Source organism: Acerihabitans arboris (assembly GCF_010131535.1).
Taxonomy (GTDB): domain Bacteria; phylum Pseudomonadota; class Gammaproteobacteria; order Enterobacterales; family Enterobacteriaceae; genus Acerihabitans; species Acerihabitans arboris.
Genome location: NZ_WUBS01000015.1, coordinates 22,840 through 41,098, shown reverse-complemented (window position 1 = coordinate 41,098; position 18,259 = coordinate 22,840). Strand labels below are relative to the sequence as shown.

General features: G+C 56.2%; 16 protein-coding genes, 1 tRNA gene and 1 pseudogene. 11 read left to right on the top strand and 7 right to left on the bottom strand.

Annotated elements, in window-relative coordinates:
* Nucleotides 1–963: 963 nt before the first annotated feature.
* On the bottom strand, nucleotides 964–1,533 hold the full coding sequence (locus GRH90_RS19555; protein ID WP_162367641.1) for a TetR/AcrR family transcriptional regulator: 570 nt from the start codon (nucleotides 1,531–1,533) through the stop codon (nucleotides 964–966).
* A 257-nt stretch (nucleotides 1,534–1,790) separates the two neighbouring features.
* Here GRH90_RS19555 and GRH90_RS19550 point away from each other — a divergent pair, with 257 nt between their 5' ends.
* Nucleotides 1,791–2,906, top strand: coding sequence for an MBL fold metallo-hydrolase (locus GRH90_RS19550; protein WP_162367769.1), 1,116 nt, complete (start codon nucleotides 1,791–1,793; stop codon nucleotides 2,904–2,906).
* A 12-nt stretch (nucleotides 2,907–2,918) separates the two neighbouring features.
* Here the strand turns inward: GRH90_RS19550 and GRH90_RS19545 are convergent, their stop codons facing one another.
* Complete coding sequence (locus GRH90_RS19545; protein ID WP_162367640.1) at nucleotides 2,919–3,593, bottom strand: FCD domain-containing protein; 675 nt, start codon at nucleotides 3,591–3,593, stop codon at nucleotides 2,919–2,921.
* 142 nt (nucleotides 3,594–3,735) lie between these two features.
* Between GRH90_RS19545 and phnA the strand changes: the two genes are divergently transcribed.
* Entirely contained in the window at nucleotides 3,736–4,986 is a 1,251-nt protein-coding gene (gene phnA, locus GRH90_RS19540) for a phosphonoacetate hydrolase (RefSeq protein ID WP_162367639.1), read from the top strand.
* A gap of 49 nt (nucleotides 4,987–5,035) precedes the next feature.
* Here the strand turns inward: phnA and GRH90_RS19535 are convergent, their stop codons facing one another.
* Nucleotides 5,036–5,836 (bottom strand): aspartate/glutamate racemase family protein, encoded by an 801-nt coding sequence (locus GRH90_RS19535; RefSeq protein ID WP_246236161.1) that lies wholly within the window; start codon nucleotides 5,834–5,836, stop codon nucleotides 5,036–5,038.
* Between the two features lie 131 nt (nucleotides 5,837–5,967).
* On the opposite strand from GRH90_RS19535, the gene GRH90_RS19530 reads away from it, so the two are divergent.
* The 6 genes from GRH90_RS19530 (at nucleotide 5,968) to GRH90_RS19505 (ending at nucleotide 13,071) form a co-directional block, all read left to right on the top strand.
* Entirely contained in the window at nucleotides 5,968–7,044 is a 1,077-nt protein-coding gene (locus GRH90_RS19530) for a LacI family DNA-binding transcriptional regulator (protein ID WP_162367638.1), read from the top strand.
* Nucleotides 7,045–7,129: 85 nt separating this feature from the next.
* Entirely contained in the window at nucleotides 7,130–8,080 is a 951-nt protein-coding gene (locus GRH90_RS19525) for an ABC transporter substrate-binding protein (protein ID WP_162367637.1), read from the top strand.
* A 60-nt stretch (nucleotides 8,081–8,140) separates the two neighbouring features.
* Nucleotides 8,141–9,685: a sugar ABC transporter ATP-binding protein gene (locus GRH90_RS19520; RefSeq protein ID WP_162367636.1), complete on the top strand. Its 1,545-nt coding sequence runs from the start codon at nucleotides 8,141–8,143 to the stop codon at nucleotides 9,683–9,685.
* Entirely contained in the window at nucleotides 9,672–10,700 is a 1,029-nt protein-coding gene (locus GRH90_RS19515) for an ABC transporter permease subunit (protein WP_162367635.1), read from the top strand. The genes GRH90_RS19520 and GRH90_RS19515 overlap by 14 nt, the downstream gene beginning before the upstream one ends.
* Nucleotides 10,701–10,774: 74 nt before the next feature.
* Nucleotides 10,775–12,142, top strand: coding sequence for a hypothetical protein (locus GRH90_RS19510; protein ID WP_162367634.1), 1,368 nt, complete (start codon nucleotides 10,775–10,777; stop codon nucleotides 12,140–12,142).
* Entirely contained in the window at nucleotides 12,142–13,071 is a 930-nt protein-coding gene (locus tag GRH90_RS19505) for a carbohydrate kinase family protein (protein ID WP_162367633.1), read from the top strand. Before GRH90_RS19510 ends, GRH90_RS19505 begins: the two co-directional genes overlap by 1 nt.
* A 250-nt stretch (nucleotides 13,072–13,321) precedes the next feature.
* Here the strand turns inward: GRH90_RS19505 and GRH90_RS26615 are convergent, their stop codons facing one another.
* The gene (locus tag GRH90_RS26615; RefSeq protein ID WP_178113251.1) at nucleotides 13,322–13,603 is read right to left on the bottom strand and encodes a hypothetical protein; all 282 of its coding nucleotides are present in this window, start codon (nucleotides 13,601–13,603) and stop codon (nucleotides 13,322–13,324) included.
* Nucleotides 13,604–14,751: 1,148 nt separating this feature from the next.
* Here GRH90_RS26615 and GRH90_RS19495 point away from each other — a divergent pair.
* Together GRH90_RS19495 and GRH90_RS19490 are read left to right on the top strand one after the other, a co-directional pair.
* Complete coding sequence (locus tag GRH90_RS19495) at nucleotides 14,752–15,042, top strand: CsbD family protein (RefSeq protein ID WP_162367632.1); 291 nt, start codon at nucleotides 14,752–14,754, stop codon at nucleotides 15,040–15,042.
* 235 nt (nucleotides 15,043–15,277) lie between these two features.
* Nucleotides 15,278–15,712, top strand: coding sequence for a hypothetical protein (locus GRH90_RS19490; protein ID WP_246236159.1), 435 nt, complete (start codon nucleotides 15,278–15,280; stop codon nucleotides 15,710–15,712).
* Between the two features lie 151 nt (nucleotides 15,713–15,863).
* Here GRH90_RS19490 and def read toward each other — a convergent pair whose 3' ends face one another.
* The 3 genes and pseudogenes from def to GRH90_RS19475 form a co-directional block, all read right to left on the bottom strand.
* Nucleotides 15,864–16,403: a peptide deformylase gene (gene def, locus GRH90_RS19485; protein ID WP_162367631.1), complete on the bottom strand. Its 540-nt coding sequence runs from the start codon at nucleotides 16,401–16,403 to the stop codon at nucleotides 15,864–15,866.
* Nucleotides 16,404–16,935: 532 nt separating this feature from the next.
* Nucleotides 16,936–17,186: pseudogene (locus tag GRH90_RS19480) on the bottom strand (integrase core domain-containing protein); the annotation flags it as partial.
* A gap of 177 nt (nucleotides 17,187–17,363) precedes the next feature.
* Nucleotides 17,364–17,439 (bottom strand) — tRNA-Thr (locus tag GRH90_RS19475).
* A 256-nt stretch (nucleotides 17,440–17,695) separates the two neighbouring features.
* Between GRH90_RS19475 and GRH90_RS19470 the strand changes: the two genes are divergently transcribed.
* Nucleotides 17,696–18,118, top strand: a complete 423-nt coding sequence (locus GRH90_RS19470; RefSeq protein ID WP_162367630.1) for a VOC family protein — start codon at nucleotides 17,696–17,698, stop codon at nucleotides 18,116–18,118.
* Nucleotides 18,119–18,259: the final 141 nt, after the last annotated feature.

Below are 18,259 nucleotides of genomic sequence, written 5' to 3'. Positions count from 1 at the left end.
AATGAAAAAATACCAGCTCCATAGGGAAGCCAATTGTAAGATAGCAAAACGGCTAAAAAAGGTTTGTATTCTGTGCGTACAGAATAAGCGGGGAGATGTTACAAAATAAAAACGAGCGAAACGTTCAGCATCCGCAGGGATGCGGCAGGTCGAGGTATTGCATAGCCGCCGCCGGATTTGCCGCCGGGGCCAACGGTCCGGGCAAAGCTTATTCCCGGCGGTGCTTACGGCCAGGAGTGAATCCAGCAGATGCCGGCAGCCAGGATGAAAAAAGCCATAAAGCACAACGTCGTCACCTGGGAGTATGATAGTTCGCATTTTTCATTAGTCATTTTCTTTCCTCGCTAATCAAACATGCCCATGAAGTTGCCATTACCTTCCAGGCCCTCGGAGCCATGACAGTAATGACAAAGGCACTGCCGATACCTTCGGCGGGTTATTCCTGCCCATCGCCGCTTATAAAGCTATACCAGCGACTCTTTATAAGATCAACACCCTGTTAGAAAAGCGTTATGAATAATTAGTTCCGTGGACGAGCAATAAAAGCACGGTTAATTCATTATTAGTATTTACAGCGCGTTGCAGGGCGCGCGAATAATCTGAATAGTTTTCGCCTTTAAATGAGCGGCGACAGGACATGCCGCTGTGTGCCTCGGCCATCAAACCACAACGAGTGCCTGGAAAAATGCTAAGCGGATTGCGCTGCGAGCAATGAACCATGCGCTATGGGGAACGGCCCATTGATCATCACCCGTCAATCACTATAAATAGCCTGGTCTGTTCATAAAGTATTGAGAATTGATATGCGATCGTAGGTTCCATGAAATTCCTTTTTGCTGTGTATCTTTGGGCCTGCCCTGGCCCCTTTTTTTATAGTCGGACAAAGCCCTAAGGAATTATTTGACCAGGATATGCCATAAGAATGATTGACTGGATTTATTCATGACGGCGGTTGAATCATTATTATTTGGTGAAAGCCCGCCACATAACGTCAAACCCCGCTGCTTTGTACGCATCGATTTCATCGGGTTCGCGTAATGCAAATTCCATCGTGGTTTGGGCAAGCGCCATAAAAATAGCATCCGCAAAAGCCGATTGGCCTTTTATTAACACCCCTTCAATGACGCAGGCCTCGGAGAGTTCCTCGAGATCGGGAAACAGCTCAGCCACACAGGCGATGGTGGCCGGCCTGATCTTGTCAGAAACGGCCAACTGGCGCATAGCCTTGTTGGCTGCCGGGTTAACGAGCCCCCACCCGATGTAGCTGTTCCATACGGAACGCGCGCGCTCTTTAACCTGATCCGTGCGGAGATAATCCTCCATCATCGCATTGCACAGGTTTTGCTTTAGATGGAAATAGAGTTCGTTAAGCAGATGGTCTTTAGTGGCGAAATACCGGAAGAGCGTCCCTTCCGCCACGCCGGCTTGGGCCGCTATGCGCGCGGTCGACGCGCCCAGTCCATGCTCCGCCACGGCATCCACCGCTGCCTCGAGCAATGCGAGCCTTTTCTCTTCACTTTTCGGACGAGCCACGCTACCCACCATTTTTACCGTAATAAACAAGATTGAACCATGCCGGTCCGCCATTTGGCAATTATCAGCCTGTAGACGCTATGTTGAAGATCACGTTGATCTGTTCATCCGCGGCCCCTATGATGAGTATGTAATCACTCACATTCAAGTGATTTATCGATGCTCATGCAACAAGCCCGAGGCTTCTGGCGAACGCCCCCTTACCGATGCCGGTGAATAAGTCACGGATAACGGTGATATGGGAGCATAAATCCGCCATCAAAAAAATTATCTTAACGGTCGTATTCATGATGTTATTAGGTAGCGCCAGCGGTATTTCATCGCTTTTTTCCAGACCGGAATTCGGCAAACTGCCCGCCGGTCAACGCCTTGAGCGCATCAAGGCATCGCCGAACTACGCGGATGGGGCGTTTCGCAATCAACTCGCCACCACCCTGTTTTCAGACGGGGCGGGGCACTTTTCTGTCCTCTGGGAATTTATGTTCGGCGGCCACCGGCGGGTCAAACCCGCCGGCGCCTTGCCGGTGGTTAAAACCAACCTGAAAGCGCTTAACAGAGACCAAGACGTGGTGATATGGCTCGGCCATTCATCCTATTTTATGCAGCTTGGCGGGCACCGGATCCTGATCGATCCGATTTTCAGTGCCTACGCGGCGCCTTTTTCTTTCTTAAACCGGGCGTTTAAGGGCGATTACCCTTATTCCGCCGCGGATATGCCCGGCATCGATTACCTGATTATTTCCCACGATCACTGGGATCATCTGGATTACCCGACCCTGGCCGCGCTGAAGCCGAAAATAACGGCGATCCTCTGCCCGCTCGGCGTCGGGGCGCACCTGGAATACTGGGGTTTTGCCCCCGATATCATCCATGAATCCGACTGGGGTCAAAAATGGACGTTTTCTCCTGGTTTGACCGTCCATGTCCTGCCCGCCCGTCATTTTTCCGGCCGCGGCCTCACCAGCAACAAAACGCTTTGGGCCAGCTTTATGCTGGAAACGCCCCTGCGCCGGATCTTTTATAGCGGCGACAGCGGCTACGGGCCGCATTTTGCCCGGATTGGCGACATGTTTGGCGAAGTCGATCTGGCCATTATGGAGAACGGCCAGTATGACAAAAGCTGGAAGTATATTCATATGTTGCCTGAACAGGTTGCCCAGGCCGCTACGGAGCTGGGCGCTAAATCACTGTTGCCCGCCCACTCGGGAAGATTCTCCATGTCCAACCACGCATGGGATGATCCCTACCGACGGCTGGCCGCCGCCAGCGCGGATAAACCCTATAAACTGCTGACGCCCGAGATAGGCGAAGTGGTGGTGGTCGGCAACGCCGGGCAAATATTCAACGCGTGGTGGGAAAATAAAGGCCTTTAAATCGACAGAACGTCAGGAAGGCAGCGAGGCCTTATGCAGACGGGTCAGGCTATCCTGCGCATGGCGGCGTAAAAGCGCGCCCGACCGTGCCGAGTCTCGTGAGACGATCGCCGCAAATATCTCGGCATGCTCCCTTAGCGAAAGGTTAATGGTTTCCGGGTTTAACTTGAAAGTATAGCTCCTGAACAATTCCAGCTGGACCACCAGCCTGCGGTAGGTATCGTACAGCGACGGGTTGCCGGTATATCTCGCCAACAGGTCATGGAACTGAAAGTTCAGCGCCGTATAGGCGGCAACATCCTGGCGCTCGACCGTCGCGGCCATCTGTTCAAGAGCCTGGCGGATCAGCATGGCGCCTTCCTGCGCCAGATTCTGTGCCGCCAGCATTCCTATTAGTTCCTCCAGCGGGATACGCACCTGGTAAATGTGTTGCGCCTGCGCAAGATCAAGCCGGCGTATCCGCACGCCGCAATTTTTCTCGAACATCACTAACCCGCGCTCCTCCAGCATCCTGAACGCTTCCCGGACCGGCCCGCGGGAAATCCCCATTTCCGTTGCAATCGCCGCTTCACGCAGCGGCGTGCCGGGTAACAGTTGTCCGGCAATAATGCGCCGTTCCAGCTCCTCATGCACCAGGGTCGTGAGGGATTGGGTCCGTAGCAGCGTGATGCTTTCTGGCGTATTCATAGCCGTCCCAAATTGTGATTTACATTCAGTTTATCAGATATCATTGCGGCTGGCTAAATGGTAAATTGTCAACAATGTGCAATATTACAGGATTACCATCTTCTGGTGGCACTACCAACCCGTAATTCGCAAAGGAGTAAGCATGAATAGTCCAATCAATGTTAATGGCAAAAAATACCGCCGGTCCGAACGTCCTGTGGTGGTGGTCTGTATTGACGGAGGAGATCCGGAGTATTTGCAAAAATTCCTCGCCGACGGCGTGCTTCCCAACCTCCGGCGTTTTATCCAGGAAGGGTACGCAACGGTGGCGACAGGCTCTATGCCGTCCTTCACCTGCCCGAACAACATGTCCATCATTACGGGCGTCCCGACGGCGAAACATGGCATTTCGGGTAACTTCTACCTGGACACCAACACGTGGGAGCCGGTAGTGATGACCGGGCCGGAGCTGCTGCGCGGCGAAACCATTCTGGCCGGTTTTGCAAAAGCAGGCGCCGGGGTGGTCTCCATCACCGCGAAGGATAAGTTACGACGCCAGCTGGGCAAGGGGCTGGATGTCAGCCAGGGCCATATTTCTTTTTCGTCCGAATGCGCGGACCGCTGTACCCTGGCTGAAAACGGCATTAACAACGTGCTGGAATATGTCGGCATGGCAAAGCCCGACATGTATTCCATGGAACTGTCGCTGTTTGTGCTGGAAGCGGGGATTCGGTTGCTGAAAGAGCGGCGCCCCAACCTGATGTATCTTTCGTTAACCGACTTCGTCCAGCACAAATGGGCGCCGGAAGAAGAGGAAGCACGGCAATTTTACCAGAAACTGGATGACGCTTTCGGCCGCCTGGCGCAAGAGGATATCGTGCTGGGCCTGATCGCCGATCATGGCATGAGTGACAAAAGCAACGACGAAGGTGAACCGAACGTCATCTGGCTGCAGGATATTCTTGACGCCGAGTTCGGTGCAGGGGAGACCACGGTGGTCTGCCCCATCACCGATGCCTTTGTGGCGCACCATGGCGCCCTGGGCAGTTTTGTGCGGGTATGGAGCAAGGGAAATATCAACGTGCGGACGATCGTCGATCGCATCGCCGCCGTGGAGGGCATCGATCTTTCCCTGGATAAGATCACCGCCTGCCGCCTGTTTGACCTGCCTGAGGACAGGGAAGCAGATGTGGTGGTGATATCCCAAAAGAACGTATGTATCGGCAGTTCCGCCGGACTGCACGACCTGACCGGGCTGAAAGGCCACCGCCTGCGTACCCATGGCGGCGTGACCGAGTGCAAAGTGCCCTTTATTCTGAACCGCCCCCTTAATGCGGAATACCGCAACCATGTGGCCTGTTCGGATATCAAGAGCTACCAGATTTTTGACTACGCCATTAACGGCACCCTGTAACCAGGCCCCGCGGGCGGCGCGTTTTTATCACTCATAGCCACGCGCCGGGTTAACGCGGCGCCAGCTGACTGATAAACAGCCCCGCGGCGCTGACCGCATCAATGGCTATCTTGCCCAAATGCTGACGAATGCTGTCGGCCAGCGCGATGGTGGAAAAACCCGTACAGGAGAAGGCAATCACCTGCGCGCCCTGGCGATAAAGCGTATCGGCACAGGACAGCGCGCTTTCCCGCCCCTGCGGAGTTAACAGGTCTGTGGTGTTAAATACCCCTTCCGGCCGCGCATAGATGACCGATTCCCCGAGCAGTTGTTTAAACGGCAGCGGCGCATCCGCCCCAATACCCATCACCGCCGCCGGCCGTTTAAGCATGGCAGCCACGCTTGCGGACGCGCTGCCGGCGCTGATAATGGGGATGGTTACCGCCCGGCGCAGCTCCGCCAGTCCCGGATCGGCCGCGCAGCTCAGGAACAGCGCGCTACAACCCTCCGCCTGTAACGCCTGCCCCAGCGCGACAATCTTCGGTACCGCCAGGATCTGGCTGGCATCGTCATAAATCCCTTTGCGCTGATCGGGAATGCAACGACTCAGGGACACAATGCCGTACTCCCGTTGAATCAGACGGCCATGCTCTTCCACAAACTGCCGATCGTCGTGGGTTAGAACCCTGATAATACCCAGCATAAAAGACTCCTGTTGAAAAAATCGATGCTCGTGGCCGGGGTGCCGCCGCCCGGGACCCAACGCAATCAGCGCGGCAATCACCATAAAACCCGGGGCGGTGAAACGCAAGGTTTTGCCCGCCGGCGCAGGTTGGTTTTTCGGGCAAAGCGCCGCCGTTAATGCCGGCATCGATCCTGAATAGTGCGAATAAACATCAAAAACGAGATTTTGCTCACTGAAACCAGATAAATAAACGTTTATCTATATGACATAAACGTTTAGGTACGCCTTTAAAAAATAGTTTGTAAAGGAACGCGAAAATGCGCAAGGTCACCATGCGGGATGTCAGCCGCGCCACGGGTTTATCCATGTTCACGGTTTCCAAGGCGCTCAACGGCGGCGAAGGCGTGTCGGAGGAGAGCCTCAAGATGATCCTGCTGGCGGCGCGGGAACTGGGTTATGTCCCCAACCGGGCGGCGCAGGAACTGCGCCGCTCCAGCCGGGATTCGGTGGCGGTGATCACCGCCGATGCGTCTAACTCCTATTATCTTAACCTGATGTCCGGCATCCAGCATACCCTGCGGCCCTCGAACTGGACGGTGGTGGTGGGCGACGTGGCGGTGGACGGCGTGTACGACCCTTGCCTTGAAGACCGCATGATCAAAAGGCTTATCGAGTCGCGCATGGCCGGCGTCATTTCAACCCTGACCCTAAGCCCCGACAATATCCGGCTGCTGGAGACATGGGATATCCCCATCGTTTTTGTCGACTCCGCTCCGGTGGGTGAAAATACCTATCCCAGCGTAACCACCGACAACTTCAACGCCAGCCTGCTGGTGGGCGATCATCTGGCCTATCACGGCTACCGCGAATGGCTGTTCCTGATCTACCCGGAAAAATGGACCACGCGTTTTGAGCGTGAACGCGGCATACGCGAGGCCGCCAGGCGCCACGGCGCCCAATTGGTGGTGCTGGAAAGCGATAACGACACGCACTCGGCATACGCAAAACTCGGACAATACCTGGAAAAAACGGCGCGATTGCCGGATGTGCTGATTGCCGGCAACAACCCCCTGCTGCTGGGAGCGTTAAAACTCCTGCAGGACCGCCGGATAGCCATACCCGCCGACATGGCGCTTATGGGTTATGACGAATTCGACTGGGCGCCGCTGCTTAATCCACCGCTTACCACCCTGAACGAACACAGCGAAGAGATTGGCCGGCGCGCGGCCGGATTGCTGGTGGCGCTGATCGGTGAGCAAACCGGGCCGGATAACGCGGCGCCCTCTTCCGCCTCCCGGCGGGAGTATCAACAGCAGGTGCCGGCGGAGCTTATCGTCCGCCAATCCTGCGGCTGCGGACTTCCCGCGTTGCCAAAAAAGAAAAAAGAGTCGTAACCGGGGCACGGTTTTCTCAGGATGTCCCGGCGCGCTGTACCTACACCTGTGCTATCCAACAATACGTGAAGTGAAGGGGAACCTAATGAAAATAATCCATAAAGCATGTTTGTCCATGGCCATTACCGCCGTGGTCGCCGCCACGCTCGGTTTTGCGCCCGCCGCCCTGGCGCAGGACGCCCCGAAAAAGATCGCCCGCATCGGGCTAATGGTCCAGGACATGTCGAATCCGTTTTTTTCCGCCATGACCAAAGGCGGCAAAAAAATGGCCGCCGAGATCGGCGCGACGCTGAACGTGCAGGACGCCCAGCTGGATCTGTCGAACCAGAATACCCAGATCGACGCCTTTATCCAGCAGGGCGTGGATCTGATCGTTATCTCCGCCGTGGATGAAGCGGGGATCGAGCCGGCCATCGACCGGGCCAAGGCCGCGGGGATCATTGTGGTCGCGGTGGATACCCCGGCTAAAGGGGCGGACGCCGCCGTTATGACCAACGCCGTGCAGGCCGGTGAAAAGTCATGTGACTATCTGTTCACCCAAATGGGCGGCAAAGGGGAAGTGCTGCTGGTGGACGGCACGCCTATCCAGACCATTATTGACCGCATCAAGGGCTGTAAAAACGTCGCCAAAAACTATCCGGGCATCAGGATCGTTGGGCAGCAATCTTCCCGCAATGACCGGGCCTCCGGCCTGGCGGTAACCACCGATATGCTGACCGCCCATCCCGATGTTACCGGTATTTTCGGCATGAACGATCCTTCCGCCCTGGGCGCCGTGCTGGCGGTTGAACAGGCGGGCAAGGCGGGCGACATCAAGGTGACCGGCGTTGACGGCAGCCCGGAGGCGGTTGACGAGCTCAAACGCTCCGGCTCCCCGTTTATCGGCACCGCCACGCAAAACCCGGGAGAGATGGTGCATCAGGCGATCAGGATTGCCCAGGACATCGCGGCCGGCAAACCGGTTGCCTCGCGCACCGTGCTTATTCCCAGCGTGCTGGTCACGCGCGGCAACGTGGCCGGCTACCCGGGCTGGTAAGCGTTGAAACACCAACACGGGCGGGATGGGCGATACCGCTTGTCCCGCAGGGTGACGACGATGGCTGATATCACAGAACAACCCCTGCTCCGGCTGGAGGGGATTTCGAAACGCTATGGCGCTACGCTTGCGCTCAACGACGTCCGCTTCGATCTGCGGGCCGGGGAGGTCCACGCCCTGATGGGCGAGAACGGCGCGGGTAAGTCCACCCTGATGAAGATCCTGTCCGGCAATGTGACGCGCGATAGCGGCCGGATCCTGATCGACGGCCGGGAGATCGATATCCGGACGCCGCGCGACGCGCGCAATAACGGCATCGCCATCATTCACCAGGAGCTTAACACGGTGCCGGATATGACGGTGGCCGAAAACCTGGCGCTGGGCCGGGAGCCGGTCACCCGCCTGGGGATCCTGGATCGGGAGCGTATGTATCGGGAGGCGCGGCAGAAACTGGCCCGTATCCACGCGGATATCGATCCCCATCAGCCGCTCGGCGCGCTGAGCATCGGCCGGCAGCAAATGGTGGAAATTGCCCGCGCCGTCAGTGAGGATGCGCGCGTCCTGGTGCTCGATGAGCCGACTGCCGCCCTATCCCGCCCCGAGGCGCAGGCGCTCTACGCCATCATTAATCAGATGAGCCGGGCGGGCGTCGGTATGATTTATATCTCGCATCGTATGGAGGAAGTCTGGCAACTGGCGCATCGCATCACGGTGTTTCGCGATGGCGGCTGGGTGGGCACCCGGGACATGCGCGATATCTCCACCGCCGAGGTGGTGCGCATGATGGTGGGACGGCAAATCGTTGATCTGTACCAGCACGCCGCCCGCGCGCCGGCAGAGGTGCTGCTGGAGGTGACAGGCCTGGCGGGAGACAAGGCGGGCCCGGTGGATTTTCAGGTACGGGCCGGGGAAGTGGTGTGCATGGCGGGGCTTATCGGCTCTGGCCGGACCGAGGTCGCCCGCCTGCTGTTCGGCGCCGACCGGCGCACGGCGGGCCAGGTGCGCCTGGCGGGGCGGGAAAGCGCCCCCGCCGATCCGGCTGCCGCGATTGCCGACGGCGTCGGGATGGTATCAGAGGATCGCAAGTCGCAGGGACTGTTTCTGGATCACTCCGTGGAGCGCAATATCGCCCTTAGCTCGCTTGACCGCTACGTCATCGGCGGCGTGGTCAGGCGGCGCGCCGTGCGCGCCGCCGTTTCCGAACAGATGACCAGGCTCAGGCTGCGGCAGAACGCGCTCGACCTGCCGGTGAAGGATTTATCCGGCGGTAACCAGCAAAAGGCGGCGCTGGCGCGCTGGCTGCTGCGCGACTCCAGACTGCTGATCCTCGACGAGCCTACCCGCGGGGTCGACATCGGCGCCAAGCGGGAAATTTACGAACTTATCGATCAACTGGCCCGGGCCGGCAAGGCGGTGCTGGTGATTTCATCCGATTTACCCGAAGCCATCGGCATCAGCGACCGGCTTCTCGTGATGCGTAACGGACGCATCGTCCATGAAATGCCCTCCGCAACGGCAACGGAAGAGACCGTGATGCTGCACGCCACGGGCACGTTTGCCGGCCAGGCGGGGAAAGGTGAAGGTATGCAATATGAACAAAGATAATCCAGTATCCGCAACGCCGGCCGCCACGCCCGCCCGGACGCCGTTTGATTTTGCCAGATGGTGGGACCGGGTGGGCATTTTGATGGTGCTGATTGTCCTGGTGGCGCTGATGTCGATGTTTGCCCCGAACTTCAATCGGGTGGACAACCTGCTGAATATTGCCCGCTCCATATCCGTGAACGCCATTCTGGCGGCGGGACTAACCTTTGTCATCCTGACCGGCGGCATCGACCTGTCCGTCGGCTCCATCGTCGCCGTCTCAGGCGTGGTGTCGGTGGTGGCGGCCATGGCCGGCTGGCCGGCGCCGGCGGCAATCCTGGCGGGCACGCTTGCCGGAGCCGCCTGCGGGCTTATCAACGGCGCGCTGACCGCCTACCTGTCGCTGGCGCCGTTTATCGTCACCCTGGGCACCATGACGTTTTTGCGCGGGCTGGCTTATACCATTACCGAAGGCCAGCCCATTGTGTCCAGCAGCCTGAGCTTTCGCGAGCTCGGCAACGGCTACCTGGCCGGCATCCCGATTCCGGTGATTATCATGGCCGCGGTGTATGTGCTGGCGTGGTTTATTCTGGAGCGCACCCGCTACGGGCGCCACCTGTACGCGGTAGGCGGCAATGCCCAGGCGGCGCGCCTGGCCGGGGTGCGGGTCAATCGCATCATTACCTCGGTTTATGTTATCGCGGGCATCTGCTCTGGCCTGGCCGGCATTATCTTTGCAGCGCGGGTTATCTCTGCCCAGCCTACGGCGGGCACCGGTTATGAACTTGACGCCATCGCCGCGGTCGTGCTGGGGGGCACCAGCCTGGCCGGCGGGCGCGGGCGCATTATAGGCACGCTGATTGGTTCCATAATCCTCGGCGTGCTGAGCACCGGGCTTATCCTGCTCAGCGTCCCCTTCTTCACCCAATTGTTGATCAAAGGGATCGTTATCATCCTGGCGGTGGCCATCGACGGGCTGAAACAACGTCCGGAGCTGTTCACCTCCCGGCACCGGAAAAAAATCACGCCGCCATAACGCATCCTGGATTATCCCTTTTCGGTCTGCTGTCGCGGCGGCGGGCCTCACGCCTCTTGTTCTGGAGATCACGCATGTCAGATACCATTACCATCACGGATCCGCTGCCCGGGCAGCGGGTATATGAACCCGTGATATTCACCATTAAACGGGATCTTGCCGACGACCTGTGGCTGGCCACCGCCGACGGCGGCGAACAGGTGCTCTGCCAGCGGCTGGCCGCCGGTTCGGGCAATGGCCGAACCCGCCTTATCGCCACCGTCAGCTTTGCGGGCCGGCTGCGTTTAACGCTTGACCGGCCCTGTACGGTGGAGGAAGCCGCGCAGGCCGGAGGAATTCAGGTGCTGACCGGCAAAGAGGCGGACTGCTTCGCGCGCCTCGATACCGGCGCCTTCGATCTGGAATTGTGCCACGGCTCCGCCCAGGGGGTAGGCTCATCAAAGTGGGGCATCCGCCATTTCCGCGCCGTCGAGGACGGTTTTGAGCTGTTGCCGTCCGGCAATAACGCCATCGGCGGTTTCTACGGCCCCTTCTTCACCCCGGAGAACGGGCTGATTAACCCGCCCGAACATACCAGGGTAACGATTGAAACCGTGGAATGCGGGCCGGTGCTGCATCATTACCGCATGCATGGACAGATCCCCGATGGCCTGCTGCCGGAACTGCGCGGCAAGCGCTTTACCATCGACTGGCAATTCACCTACAACACCCCGTTCTTCCAGCGCCGCTACCGGGTCGATAGCTTCCAGACCCTAATCAACGGCCGCTCGGTGACCGACAAAATCACCGTGGGCGATGAGTTTGAGGGCGGAGCCGGAGCGCTGGTATTTGACCGGTTTGCCGCCTATGGCGGAACGCGTTATCGCGCCGGGGATCCCTACGCCGGCGAGCTGGTGGCCATGGTGGCCGATACGGTCGCCAACTCGGCAAACCACGGCCCGAAATTCGAGGAGTTTCGCGCCCGGCTGGCGGATATGGCGTCGGCCCACTGGGATCTATACTGGCGTCTGTTCTGCGCCTGGGAAAAGGTGCTCGACGAAGACGAACTGCAGGAAAGACTGGCCCGCGTAAGAGCCAGGGCGCACGTTAGCGCCGATATGAATAACCGCCCCTGGATCCTGACGGATCGGGCGGTGGATGTCTCCGCCGTGCCGCATGAAACGATCTTCCCGGGACCGGCCAGCAAAACGGTGGAATACCACCAAGCCTCGGGGCGCGCCATGGTGTGGTGGACGTCCCAACCGTCCGGCGCCTTTCAGATTGTGCAGCGCCGTCAGTCCGGCTGGGTAAACTGGGGCACCAACGGCGAAAATGAATGCCCGGAGCTGCCGACGGGAGTGGAGATCAAGACCGCCTACGGACGGGTTGCCGAACGCTGGACGCAGGTTGCCGACCAGCTTGAGACGCCGCCGGTGGTTACGGTAGATAAAGGAGACCGCTGATGATTCTATGCTGTGGCGAAGCGCTGATCGATATGCTGCCCCGCGCGACCGCGTCCGGGGAGACCGCCTTTCTGCCCTGCGCCGGCGGGGCGGCGTTCAATACCGCGATTGCCCTGGGGCGGCTCGGGGTGCCGGCGGGGCTATTTTCCGGCCTGTCGGCCGATTTTATGGGGGAGTTACTGCGCGACGCCCTGACGCGCGCCAATGTTGATTACGCGCGGGCCGCCAGCTCTTCCCGCCCGACCACGCTGGCTTTTGTGCAACTGGTCGACGGTCACGCGCGCTATGCCTTCTATGACGAAAATACCGCTGGCCGCATGCTGGCGCACAGCGACCTGCCGGCCCCGGATAACGATACGACCGCCTGCTTGTTTGGCGGCGTTAGCCTGATCGCCGAACCCTGCGGCGGCGTCTATGAGGCCCTGATGGCCCGTGAAGCGCCGCAACGCGTCATGTTCCTCGATCCCAATATCCGCGCCAACTTAATGACCGACCGCGAAAAACATCTTGCCCGCCTGCGGCGCATGATAACCCTGGCGGATATCGTCAAGCTGTCCGATGAGGATTTAGCCTGGTTCGGGGAAAGCGGCAGCGACGAGGACATCACCGCCCGCTGGCTGGCTAGGGGCCCCCGCCTGGTGGTGATCACCCGGGGCGCGGCCGGTGCCGACGCCTACTCGGCCACCGCCAGGGTGCGCGTTGCGGGGAAGAAGGTCCCCGTGGTGGATACGGTGGGCGCCGGGGATACCGTCAATGCCGGGATATTGACCAGTCTTCACCGGCAGGGGCTGCTTAGCAAGGCGGCGATTGCGGGACTAAGCGGGGAGCAGATACGCGCCGCGCTGGAACTCGGGGTTCATGCGGCCGCGATTACCGTGGCGCGGGCCGGGGCTAATCCGCCATGGGCTAGCGAAATGACCGGCGGGTGAAGCGGCGCGGCAAGGGATAGGGAATAAGCGGGCGGCAAAGGATTATTACCCGGCCGTCGGCTTTTGCTTTGGCCATAATGAATTGCTACGCCCGGCCCCCCCTGCGATATGAACGGTTTTTAACCTTTTCAGCCGCTGTTTTTCCGGCAATAAACGCATGATCGGAATTGTAATATTCCCATTCACTGTATCGCCCTGACAATACGATATCGTGAAGCAATAACCACTGACGCACAATTTCAACATTTTGTTACCGGGCATGATCGTAAATTACGTAGGCATAAGGAATGTCGATTTGATTAGCGGTCATAACAAGATCATTTGCGGTAAACATACCCACCGCAATGCATTCGGCGATACATCTGTCGATAAGCTGTTTTCCCTCGGCAGGCAGTGGTTTCAGGGGAGAATAGGTGATTTCGCACGTCAGTCCGCATCCACCGGGTGGGTTGCACAAGGGGCTGGCGTTCCTCTGGATAAAAATCCGGTGAAAAACGGTATCACCGGCAAAATAAATCCAGTGTTTGTCCATTAAATTTGCCCGTCCTATGCCCAGGTTTACACAGCGAACCGAGACATGGCGTAATCCCGCCGCCGCCGCCCTGACCGCCAAAGAAACCTCGTCCCCCATCACAAGGATAAGCTCCGGAAGCGGCATAGTGCTGATGCCCTGTCGCCTCATTTAATGAGAGTAATTCACCGAGTCGGTTTCGATGATCCGCGGCTTCAAAGCCCGCCTGCCAAAAATTGCTGAATATATTCACTCCAGCGCCTCTGCATATTAAAATTTCACCTATCACTTAAACGGCAGAGAAAAATAGCGATCTTCAACCAGATATGCAGGCATGGGGCGTAACGTCCCATTCGAATTACTGAATGATAACAGGGTTAATTAAGCTATATTTTTAGTTTAAAATGACTGTGGATCTCAGGTGCTAGCCGTAAAAAATATTGAAAAAAAAGTGGTAACTTAATGTAGTGTCTTCAGGAAACCTCGCTGCCTGAAACGATCGCCGAGGCTTAAAAAAAACTTATCTGTGGTTCAGAAAACCATAGAACACCAGAAAAATTTCGCTAGCCTAGCATCTCTCCTTTTTTACAATTATTTATTATATGATTGTTTTTAATATAAATAAAAGCTCACTCCGCGTTGTATTCAAAATTAACGCTTTAAAATATATAATGATTTATCTTTAGTTTTGCTGAACAGTAAATCAAAATTTTTCGTAATAACCTTACAAACGTTTCTAGCGGTGGATTGTTATTAACATTCACATGTACTTATAGATGCCAGCGTTGAACCGGTGTCACCTACCCTCTATCACTATGCCGATGTGTTTTGTTTTAACAGCGGCTGACCATCATCACGTTCGCGCAACAGGGTACGCTGAATGAGTATGGCGACCTGAACGCCCTTTTCGCTTTGATGGATGACGGGGAGGCGAAGGCGGGACGCGGCCTCATATCCATGCCTCGGCATTCACCTGCACATTTTTTCCTCCACGGCTCTCGCAGCCGTTATGACGGGATAAGCCATAAATTTTGCAGCCTAGTAGCCATGCCGCCGGTTTAGGGCCAGGCATGGAATACTCTATTAGTCTTAAAGCTGGCATGGCCATTATGTTTATCAGTAAAACTTAACTATCCTTATTCTTGTGAATAATTGAAAGAGGGATAGTTATGTCTGAGATTACAAAACCAAATAATGAAGCCATCGGCGATGCTGTGGACAAGGCAAAGAACAAAACTGAACAATTTGCTGGGGCAGCCCAGAAAAAATTCGGTGAGGCGATCGATTCTCCCGAACATGAGGCTAAAGGCGCGGCCAGGCAGGCCACGGCTAGAGTCTCTGAAGCTCTGAACGATGCGGCGGCAGGCGTTCGTGAGCAGGTTCGTGAAAACCCGCTTATTGGACTTGCCGCAATTGGAACCATCGGGCTACTGCTTGGCTTTATACTGGGCCGCAAATAACCTCCCGGGGCGCCCATAGCGCCCCTATCCACTCGGTAAACTGCGTAGTCCGAGTAAATTATTGCCAAAATACGTCCTAGCTTAAGCGCTATCCCTTCAGCTTAACCCCTCCGGTTTTTAGTATCATTGCATTGAGATCGCCCTGCCAGTTTCCGCTTTTCGGAAATAGTCCGATTCGACATATCATTACCTTCAGCCAAAACCCCGCTATAATCTGCCAAACGATGGAGGATTTATGGGCGAATTACCAAGCGTTGCCGAGACGTCGGCCGTATCCCGGGGGAAAAGGATAAGCGGATCCTTGCGCATTTCGCCGTACCACAGGATCCCGCGGCCGAGGTGGGGAAAGATACTGCTGCTGACGGGCGCGCTGGCCATTGCCGCCTGTTCATCTCATTATGAGGGTAAAGAGTGCACGGGAAAAGTGCGCAGCCTGGCGGGGCAGCCGCTCGGCACGGTGCAGGCGCTGATTCTTGACAAATTTACCTCGTTCCAGGTCAGGCTACCGGAAAAAGAAATCGATAGCGGGACCTTATTTAGCGCCGATCACACTAAATATGTGCCTTCCGCGGTAACGCAGGAAGGCCTTTTAGCCCAACGGTTATCCGATAACCGTTTTAGTATTATCAATGCGCCGCAGGATCAATGGATCAGCTACACCTGTCCCTAACGGCGTTTTGCTCTTGCCATCATAAGAATATGGGAAAGATTTTTTATAAACCCATAGTTCTCCATGCTATATCGTACTCATTCCAATAAATCGGCAGGATTCATTTTGAACTCACCTAAGATAACACATGCAATGACCAGCATTCGTTTTCCTATTGTTCCCCGCTGACGTCATCAGGGGGAGAAATAGCCGTGGGGCGAATGAAGGTTTCTATTCGGTCAGTCCGGTCGGTGTATAATATACCATTCAAATGGTCAACTTCATGCTGAATGACGCGTGCATGAAAGCCCATAGCCTGACCTTGCAACGGACGGCCATTAATATCCCGCGCCGTATACGCAATGTGCCGCCAGCGCTCTACATAGCCACGATAACCTGGAATACTGAGACATCCCTCCCAGCCATCGGCTTTATCATTACCTATTGGCGTGATCTCCGGATTAATTAACAGGGTCAAGGGAAGCGGGTCAATTAACTCACCGTCGCGTTCAATGGCCTGCGCCACTTCCACCACGATCGCGCGCCGCAATACGCCCAATTGCGGTGCCGCCAATCCTACACCTTTTTCCTGGCGCATGATGAGCACCATATTATCGACCAGGTCTTGCAGTTCTGCCCCGAAGGCAGTGATCATTTCGGCTTTCGCCCGCAGCACAGGATCAGGCGCATAAATTAAAGAGTAATGAGTCAATTATTGTTTCCTCTCATATTATACTGCCTTTGCAGGCTGAGATTAATTTTGATTGGCGATAATACCTTGTCGCCGTAGCAGGTTGGACGAAGGTGCGAGTATTATCGCTTGGCGATCAATCTCAGTTATCGGCCAATTATTCATGTCGCCGAAATCCCTTTTTTTATCCTTCCATAGCCTGGATTTGTTGTCAATCCGTCAAACAATGCCTAAACGTTTCCAGGTCAAATCGGATGTCACTGATCGTCACTTTGAGGGTGGTTTATCAGTACCGTCCGTTAACAGATATGTGGAGGCATATCCAGGCGAGTTGCCTCAGCGCGCGTTGTCCTGCTGGCCTGCCGGGAGCGCATCGCTCAGGAATCGTTCAACATTTTAAACACAAAAAACCAAAGCCTGCAGTGAAGTTCGCGCTTTCTACCGGCCTGCGGCGTTCGAACATCACTAATCTGGCATTGCAGCCTGTGAACATCCCGATGTCAAAGCCATGCACTTTTGAGATTATCGGCGAACCTCGGCTTATCCGATACCCTTACGGCGTCAGGTGTCCCAGTGATTCATGAGGCCGTTCCCGGTGATACTCATCCAGCCATTTTCAGTAATATCCCGGACCTCATGCAGTGTCCTGAACAGATAAAAATCCAGCACCTCATTGCGGTAAGTTTTATTGAAGCGCTCGATATAGGCATTATGTGCCGGCATGCCGGGTTTAATTAATTCCAGGCCCACATTCCGTTGTTCTGCCCATTCCGCCAGCGCCAGAGAGATAAGCTCTGGCCCGTTGGTATAAGCATAACAGTACAGTAGCGGTACATGAACACGCCGTTACATGCTAACATCCCAATTGCCACTATTAACCGTAACGGCAACAATTGGCCATAAACTCGCTAATAAAAATAGCTGAAACCATTTTTGCAAAAAAACATCGTAACTATTTGTTTTAAAATGAATTTATTTCAATGGTGCCGATAATAGGAGTCGAACCTACGACCTTCGCATTACGAATGCGCTGCTCTACCAACTGAGCTATATCGGCATGATGAGGCGGTGTCATGCGGGATGAATCTCGGGGGGACACGTTATGCAAAAGCGGTTAAAGAGTCAATAGGCGGGCGTCCGTATGCTGATAAAAACAGCAAATAGGCGTTTAAGATCAACCCGTGACCACATTATCGCCATCTGTTCTTACCCCAAACCCCTGACTTCCACCTTCCCCACCTTGTTCTATAGTAAGCACTAACCATCATTCAACCGCATGTCCGCCCCGCATCGGTCGTTCCAGGAGAAAACTCATGCGACTACAAGGCATACACCACGCCGCGCTGGCAGTACAGGATATGGACCTCATGCTGGCATACTACCGCGACACGCTCGGCCTGCATCCGCACCCCGCCAAACGCAATTGGCTGGGCGCCGGCCGGGGTTTTTGCCTGCACCTGATGCCGTCGAACGGCACGCCGGCGCCACGCGATCCCGCTAGTCACATCGCCATCCAGGTAGATAACCTTAACCACTGCGCCGCCTGGCTGCTGGCAAAAGGTCTACGGCCTTACCAGATGTCCATCTCCATGGCGGTATTTTGGCTAACGGATAGCACCGGCCCGCTGGATAACGGTATCGGCACCCTTTTCCTGGATGATCCGGAGGGCAATACACTGGAGTTTATACAACGGGGTCGAGGGATATTCAGCGAATATGACGATGGCTTGGACTGATATATTGCTAGACGGGTCTGGGACCAGTCGCAGCGGCTAGCGGGTAAATCAGAGAGTAAGCGCCTGCTATCACTATAACCGTTTAACCGGTGGATGCCGTAATCAGCTCCCGCTCAGTTCCGGCAGGCTTGGATGCCAAGA